The sequence below is a fragment of the Providencia sp. UF-224 genome (genome assembly GCF_058245955.1).
The window spans coordinates 57,830-65,186 of sequence record NZ_JBSICC010000022.1 but is presented as its reverse complement, the minus strand read 5'-3'; the positions used below and the strand labels follow the sequence as shown (position 1 = coordinate 65,186).

The window sequence follows — 7,357 nt, the reverse complement described above, 5'->3', positions numbered from 1 at the left end:
GTTGTCTTGTTCCCGGTCAGTGGATGCGCATTATAGGGAGTCAGAAAAATCTGGCAACCCCTTTTTTGCATTTTTTTTTCGTTCGCTCAGCTTTTCAACAAATTTAAGTTAAAGTGCTAACTTTTCGAGCGAAATGAACCCTTCAGCTTCAAGTACAGGTCTTAAACCTTGCACCACCTCGTTCATTAAGAGGCAATACGCAAAGTCTTCTTCGTTAGAATCATGGAGTTCTGCCTGATTATTTATCAGCCAAACGGTTCTTCTGGCAATTGCAGAACCTGAATCTATAAACCTTGTACCGTTAGGTAAGACTTTTTCGAGCTCTTCTATTAACAGAGGGAAATGGGTGCAACCTAAAATAACGGTGTCTGGTGGTTCTGGCATTCTGATCCACGGCCTCACCGTTTGAGCGACTTCATCTAACGGTAAAGTTTCCCCATGTAACTTCCGCTCTGCCAGTTGGACTAATTCCGCAGAGCCCAGCGAAATCACTTTGCAGTCCGTGGCGAAACGGTCAATTAATTCTTTGGTGTATTCACGATTCACAGTGCCTTTCGTCGCTAATAACCCGACCACGCCATTACGCGTGAGTTTAGTCGCAGGCTTGATTGCAGGAACCACACCAACAACTGGGAAAGTAAAGTGTGCTCTTAGGTTAGGCAAACTGACGGTACTTGCCGTATTGCAGGCAATGATCGCGATGGTTAAAGGATGCTTTGCAGCTATCGCATTAACGATTTGATAGACCCTATCAATAATGAACTCTTCACTTTTTTCGCCATAAGGAAAAGCTTCGTTATCGAATGCATATATATAGTGCGCATTTGGGATCAGTTTTTTGACTTCGCGATAGACAGATAACCCGCCCACTCCTGAGTCAAATACAAGAATGGTCGGGCGAACAGATAGGTTGTTATCAGAAGTTGTAGCTTCCGGTAAGGAAATATTCTCTTCCAGCGGTGCGATAACCATACGCGGTCTCATAGTCTTTATCGAACATGTTAGCTATTTTACCACGAATTGTGAGATGTGAAGTGATTGGATATGCAGCCGTGAGATCCCAAAGGCTAACGCCGCCTACTTTAATACGACCACCGCTGCCTGTAACATCATATCTAGACCCAATATATTGATATGTTACTCCCATATCGACATTATAAACCGCCCAATCTAATTGATACTTGACCTGTTGTTTTGCTCTTCTAGCCAGAACTTGATCTTTTTGTTTATCTCTCGGGTCGATATATTGATATGTCAATTGATGATGAAAAAGACCTGTATCAAATTCACCAGTCCATTCAGCACCTTTAATTACAGCTTTATTTATATTATAGAGCTGCCAATTATTCGCTGCATCTGCCGCAATCATATTATCAATTTTATTACGATAAACTGTGAAGCTCCAATCAATTAAATCTGTTACCCCCTCTATGCCACCTTCCCATTGTTTACTTTCTTCAGGATTTAAATTTTCATTTGGCCCCCAACGACCATATAACTGGTCTAATGTAGGAGCTTTATATGCTGTAGCATATGAACCAACCAATCGATACCCGTCAATAAACTCCCATCCAGCGCCTGTTTGCCATGTGGAATGCCAACCATATTTAGAATGGTGATCACTACGTGCAGCGGCTTCGATAGTGATGTTCCCAAACTGATTTTGCCCTGTTATATACAGTCCTGTGTCATCAACACTACGTTTTTTAGCAATAAAATTGTGGTTAGGTTGTATCGATTGCCGATTCCAGTCTATCCCTGTACTAATTCCGCCTTGATCTAGCTTAAAAGTATTCCCCCACTGGATATTGTATTGTTCTGAATCTTTTAATAAAGATGATTCATCGTAACGTCCTTTTCTAGGGTCAAAATCATAATCTTTTAAATGGCTATAACTAGATATTAACTGAGAAGAATAAATACCTTTTGTGAGTTTAACTCCAGCATCATAGTTGCGGCTTGAAAGCTCTCTTGTATCCGCAAGAACATTCGCATAATCCCAACTCGGAGATCCGTCATATTTAGACCTGTTATCATAACCATATGCTCGAGCGAAAGCTGAAACCTCATTATTAAATTGGTGCTCAACTCCCAACCATAGGGTTTTGTTCATAAATCCATCTCGGTCAGACTGTTTTACTCCTCCTGTATTCCCCCTCGCCTCAACATCAAACCCCCAAGTATAATTATATGAGGCAGATGCTGTAACTTTAGTTTTATTAGCTATTTGTTGCTGAGTTGAAGCAGTATAATTTTGGTATCCATAGCTCCCAAGGGTAGCTTCAAGTGTTGTGCCTGGTTCAGACCGACCTGTAATAATATTGATGACTCCACCAATCGCATCGGAACCATAAACAGCTGAGCGCGCGCCTCGAATATATTCAATTCTTTGAATCATTGATAACGGAATTTGACTCATATCTGATGAGCCATTCACACCAGCTTGATTCAGCCTAATTCCATCAACAAGTACAAGCACATGTCCTGAATTTGACCCCCGTACAAATAAAGTACTTAATTGGCCTTGCCCCCCATTTTGCGCAATATCCACTCCCGGTAAACGCCGTAATACATCAATCACGGTATTTGACTGCCAATGATCAATATCTTCACGGGTTACCACGGTAACGGGCGCTAATATAGAAGAAATTGGTTGTTCGAAACGATTGGCGGATACGACAACTTCGTCGGCCTTATTATTCGCACTTGCCAGAGAAGAAACACTGCATAACACTGCCACAGCAGCAGCCGATAACGGCAGCAACTTTTTATTATTCATTATGATTACACTCGGAAGATCAATAAAATTAAAATTCCGCGAAGTTGAATAAAAGGTTCGCGCTAATATTCAACAAAGCGATAAGACGTGTGGCAGGTATCGGACTCATAAGTTCCAAAGCGTTATTTCTATAATAAAAGAAACAGAAAAGAAGCTTGTATATATCCTAAATAATTCAAGTTACATGTAGGCGACAAGCGAAGATATCCCTAGGAGCATACTGAAGTATGTGACTAGGGTAGCTAAGCGCAGCCAACACCCATGTAGCTTGAAGAATGACGGATAACCCCTTAATTACCGTTGCGCGTCAGTCTTGGATTTCAACCAAGTTCCCATAACCACAGCCTATTATCCTAAGTGGAATGGCATTTAGTGTCTATGGATGCATAATGAAAACTGGACATCTTCGCCACATTCCCTACAATTTCGCCCCTGATACGAATTTTTTACTGTTTTATGGGGCCAAGTATGCCAAACACGTTGCACACCAAAGACTACGAACTGCAACTCGCAGACAAAACTGACCGTTTAAAGGCTATGATGGCCCCGTTTAACGCACCTGAACCTGAAATTTTTTCATCTCCAGCGTCACATTACCGGATGCGCGCAGAATTTCGGGTTTGGCATGATAATGATGATTTGTTTCATATCATGTTTGATAAAGAGACCAAAGAACGTATTCGTGTTGACCAATTCCCCGTGGCGAGCCAATTAATTAATGACATGATGGCTACATTGCTGCCGTTAATTAAACAGAATGAATTACTGCGCCATAAGTTATTCCAAATCGATTATTTATCGACACTAAGCAATAAGCTGATTGTTTCACTGCTTTATCATAAAAAACTCGGTGAAGAATGGACTACCGAGGCGAATACGTTAAAAGCGGCATTGGTGGAAAAAGGCTTTGATTTGCAGTTAATCGGCCGCGCTTCAAAAACCAAAATCATGCTTGATAATGATTATGTGGATGAAGTGCTACCTGTAAATGGAAAGGATATGGTTTATCGCCAAGTCGAAAATAGCTTCACGCAGCCTAATGCGCAGGTCAATATTAAAATGTTGGAGTGGGCTATTGCGGCGACACAAAATTCAACAGGCGATTTATTAGAGCTGTATTGCGGAAATGGAAACTTTTCATTGGCATTAGCGCAAAACTTTGAACGTGTATTAGCCACTGAAATCGCCAAACCTTCCGTTGCCGCGGCACAATATAATATAGAAGCAAACAACATTAATAATGTGCAGATTATCCGAATGTCCGCTGAAGATTTTACCCAAGCAATGCAAGGGGCTCGCGAATTTAGACGTTTGGAAGGCATTACACTAACGGATTACCAATGCAATACCATTTTTGTTGACCCACCACGCAGTGGTTTAGATGATAAAACTGTCGAGCTCGTCCAAGGGTATGACCATATTTTGTATATTTCCTGTAACCCAGAAACCCTTTGCGATAATTTAGTTGAGCTGACAAAAACCCATAAAATTGAGAAGTTAGCCTTGTTCGACCAATTCCCCTATACCCATCATATGGAAAGTGGTGTTTTATTAACGCGCCGCTAATTTTTCAATGTATTTATGATCAATACAATAACGCCGCAATATCATGCGGCGTTTTAGTCTAAATCCACTATTTGAACTTAGTTTTCAGCTTCTTGCTCAAGGGCTAGTTCTGCTTTTTCTTTTTTACGTGCTTTCCAGCTTGCATACATCCATAACGCTAAAATCACGATAAATGTCGCTGGAATAAAGTTAGAACCAATTTCAGGGTTTTGAACGCGCAAAATCGCGGCATAACCAAAAATCCCAATAAAGAAGTTACCCGCAACAAATTTAGGTAGCCCCATCGGCATCGCTTGGTGCAAATAGCGTTGGTGTAAACAATACGCAGCCAATACTAAGGTCAAAATTGGGAAAAATGAAAAGTCGACTAACGAGTTAAACAGTGTTGAAAAGGTTCCATGGGTTGCAAGGCCAATCACAAAGGCCAGCAATAATGTGCTTCTTTCATAGCTTTTTTGATCCGTCATTGATTCTCCTTATTATTTGGTAAGGTCTGGGTCAGATTGATTTTGTTTTTCCTGTTCACGGCGGTACCAATAGTAGGCGCCTTTAGCAATCATTCTTAACTGTAATACCAACCGTTCTTCAAGATGTCTGCGTTTTTCTTCATCAATATCAAGAGCTTCAGCGCCTGCACTAAAGACTATCGTTACCATCGCTTCTGCTTGCATCTCAGTAAAATGGCGAGGCATCCGACTTTCAAGTTCAAGGTAATCAGCTAACTCTGCAATAAAATGTTGAATTTCCCTTGCAACGGCAGCACGAAACTCAGCTGATGTGCCTGAACGCTCACGCAATAATAACCTAAAGGCATTGGGGTTATTACCAATAAACTCCATAAAAGTTGAGACTGATGTGCGGATCACACTCCCGCCTTTTGCGATGCGTTGCCTCGCTTGGCGCATAAGTTGACGTAACATCAAGCCACTTTCGTCGACCATCGTTAGGCCGAGTTCATCAACGTCTTTGAAATGACGATAAAATGACGTTGGTGCAATGCCAGCTTCTCGAGCAACTTCGCGCAAACTTAAGCTTGTGAAGCTCCGTTCAGCACTCAATTGGCTAAATGCGGCTTCGACGAGTGAACGCCGAGTTTTTTCTTTTTGTTTTGCTCTAACGCCAATAGTGTTACTCACAGTGATCCTAATTTCTATGTCATTAAACATTAATGAACGCATTGAAGGTTAATAATAAGCACGTGTTCGCCTTCTAGCATACCTGAAATTTCTTAATCTGGTTTAGAGAAAAATCGACTCTTACTGCAAATTAGTCATTTTCAGCGTTTCACATATCACCGACATGGCTTTCTTATATATAGAAACTTTCTCACTTTTCCCTTTACCCTACCTGAACGGTGAAAAATAGATTCACCAAAAATGCACTCTGTTTTTTTCTTTTTCCAAAAACGTGTTTCTCTAGAATTTTAGATTGAAATCAGGCAATGAAAAAAGTTCACGATGTCTTAATGAGAAAAATAAATAGGAAAAGGGAAATTAGGCGAAATAACCAACTAATGATAACATCTTGTTGTCATTTTGTTTTAGAGCAGGTCTTACCTCATGCAACTTACCCATTTTGATGCAATAGTTATTGGTTCTGGTCCTGGTGGCGAAGGCGCCGCGATGGGGCTAGTGAAACAAGGAAAAAACGTTGCTGTTATAGAACGTTATAATAATGTCGGCGGAGGCTGTACCCACTGGGGAACCATTCCTTCAAAAGCCCTCCGTCATGCTGTTAGCCGTATTATCGAATTTAATCAAAACCCACTTTATAGTGATAACTCCCGTAGCTTAAGCTCCTCGTTCTCTGAAATTCTACAACATGCAGAAACGGTCATTAGCCAACAAACACGCATGCGCCAAGGGTTTTATGAGCGAAATGGTTGCCAAATGTTTTCGGGTGAAGCCACTTTTATTGATGATCAACATGTTAGCGTACGCTATGCCGACGGCAGCTGCGATGTTTTAAGCGCAGATAAAATTGTCATCGCGACAGGTTCACGTCCTTATTGTCCTTCAGATGTTGATTTCAATCATTCACGCATTTATAACAGCGATACGATCCTCAACCTTACCCATGAACCTCGCCATGTCATTATTTATGGTGCGGGTGTTATTGGCTGTGAATATGCCTCTATTTTTCGTGGATTAGGCGTAAAAGTTGACTTAATCAACACCCGTGATCACTTATTAGCCTTCCTTGACCAAGAAATGTCTGACGCGTTGTCTTACCATTTCTGGAATAGTGGCGTTGTCATTCGCCATAATGAAGAATATGAAAAAATCGAAGGCGTCGATGATGGTGTTATTGTTCACCTGAAATCAGGCAAGAAAGTGAAAGCTGACTGCTTATTGTATGCCAACGGAAGAACCGGTAACACTGACGGCTTAGGTCTTGCAAATGTTGGTATTGACGCAGATGGCCGTGGTCTTGTTAAGGTGAATAAAGCTTACCGCACAACGAATGAGCATATTTATGCTGTCGGTGATGTGATTGGTTATCCAAGCCTCGCATCTGCGGCTTATGACCAAGGCCGAATTGCTGCGCGTGCAATCGGTGGTAGTCTTGGCGATGCACATTTAGTAGAAGATATCCCAACGGGTATTTACACCATCCCAGAGATCAGCTCTGTAGGTAAAACAGAACAAGAACTTACCGCAATGAAAGTGCCATATGAAGTGGGCCGCGCTCAGTTCAAGCATTTAGCTCGCGCACAAATTGCAGGAATGAATGTGGGCAGTTTGAAAATCTTATTCCATCGAGAAACGTTACAAATATTAGGTATTCACTGTTTCGGTGAAAGAGCGGCAGAAATTATTCATATCGGCCAAGCTATCATGGAACAAAAAGGTGAAGGTAATACCATTGAATATTTCGTCAATACGACGTTCAATTACCCAACGATGGCAGAAGCTTTTCGTGTCGCAGCATTAAATGGTTTAAATAGACTGTTTTAATGATGCATGTTGATGGTTGCCTATTTGCTGGCAACCATCATTTCATTTTACTGAA

Annotated in this window: 6 protein-coding genes; 2 read left to right on the top strand and 4 right to left on the bottom strand. The window is 41.3% G+C overall.

Annotation, left to right across the window (positions count from 1 at the left end):
• Positions 1–108: 108 nt before the first annotated feature.
• Both murI and btuB read right to left on the bottom strand, forming a co-directional pair.
• The gene (murI, locus tag AC4IFO_RS17455) at positions 109–972 is read right to left on the bottom strand and encodes a glutamate racemase (protein ID WP_490736294.1); all 864 of its coding nucleotides are present in this window, start codon (positions 970–972) and stop codon (positions 109–111) included.
• Positions 917–2,779 (bottom strand): TonB-dependent vitamin B12 receptor BtuB, encoded by a 1,863-nt coding sequence (btuB, locus tag AC4IFO_RS17450; protein WP_490736292.1) that lies wholly within the window; start codon positions 2,777–2,779, stop codon positions 917–919. The genes murI and btuB overlap by 56 nt, the downstream gene beginning before the upstream one ends.
• A gap of 468 nt (positions 2,780–3,247) precedes the next feature.
• Here btuB and trmA point away from each other — a divergent pair, with 468 nt between their 5' ends.
• The gene (trmA, locus tag AC4IFO_RS17445) at positions 3,248–4,345 is read left to right on the top strand and encodes a tRNA (uridine(54)-C5)-methyltransferase TrmA (RefSeq protein WP_490736290.1); all 1,098 of its coding nucleotides are present in this window, start codon (positions 3,248–3,250) and stop codon (positions 4,343–4,345) included.
• Positions 4,346–4,422: 77 nt separating this feature from the next.
• On the opposite strand, the gene AC4IFO_RS17440 is transcribed toward trmA, so the two are convergent.
• Both AC4IFO_RS17440 and fabR read right to left on the bottom strand, forming a co-directional pair.
• Complete coding sequence (locus AC4IFO_RS17440) at positions 4,423–4,812, bottom strand: YijD family membrane protein (protein ID WP_219245014.1); 390 nt, start codon at positions 4,810–4,812, stop codon at positions 4,423–4,425.
• Between the two features lie 12 nt (positions 4,813–4,824).
• Positions 4,825–5,481 carry an HTH-type transcriptional repressor FabR gene (gene fabR / locus AC4IFO_RS17435; protein WP_219245015.1) on the bottom strand — a complete coding sequence of 219 codons (657 nt, stop codon included), beginning with the start codon at positions 5,479–5,481 and terminating at the stop codon, positions 4,825–4,827.
• A gap of 423 nt (positions 5,482–5,904) precedes the next feature.
• On the opposite strand from fabR, the gene sthA reads away from it, so the two are divergent.
• Positions 5,905–7,302, top strand: a complete 1,398-nt coding sequence (sthA, locus tag AC4IFO_RS17430; RefSeq protein ID WP_206085988.1) for a Si-specific NAD(P)(+) transhydrogenase — start codon at positions 5,905–5,907, stop codon at positions 7,300–7,302.
• Positions 7,303–7,357: the final 55 nt, after the last annotated feature.

Excerpts from the sequence above, each read along its gene's own strand:
- murI (WP_490736294.1), bottom strand. The coding sequence starts at position 972 with ATGGTTATCGCACCGCTGGAAGAGAATATTTCCTTACCGGAAGCTACA.
- AC4IFO_RS17440 (WP_219245014.1), bottom strand. The coding sequence starts at position 4,812 with ATGACGGATCAAAAAAGCTATGAAAGAAGCACATTATTGCTGGCCTTT.
- sthA (WP_206085988.1), top strand. The coding sequence starts at position 5,905 with ATGCAACTTACCCATTTTGATGCAATAGTTATTGGTTCTGGTCCTGGT.
- btuB (WP_490736292.1), bottom strand. The coding sequence starts at position 2,779 with ATGAATAATAAAAAGTTGCTGCCGTTATCGGCTGCTGCTGTGGCAGTG.
- trmA (WP_490736290.1), top strand. The coding sequence starts at position 3,248 with ATGCCAAACACGTTGCACACCAAAGACTACGAACTGCAACTCGCAGAC.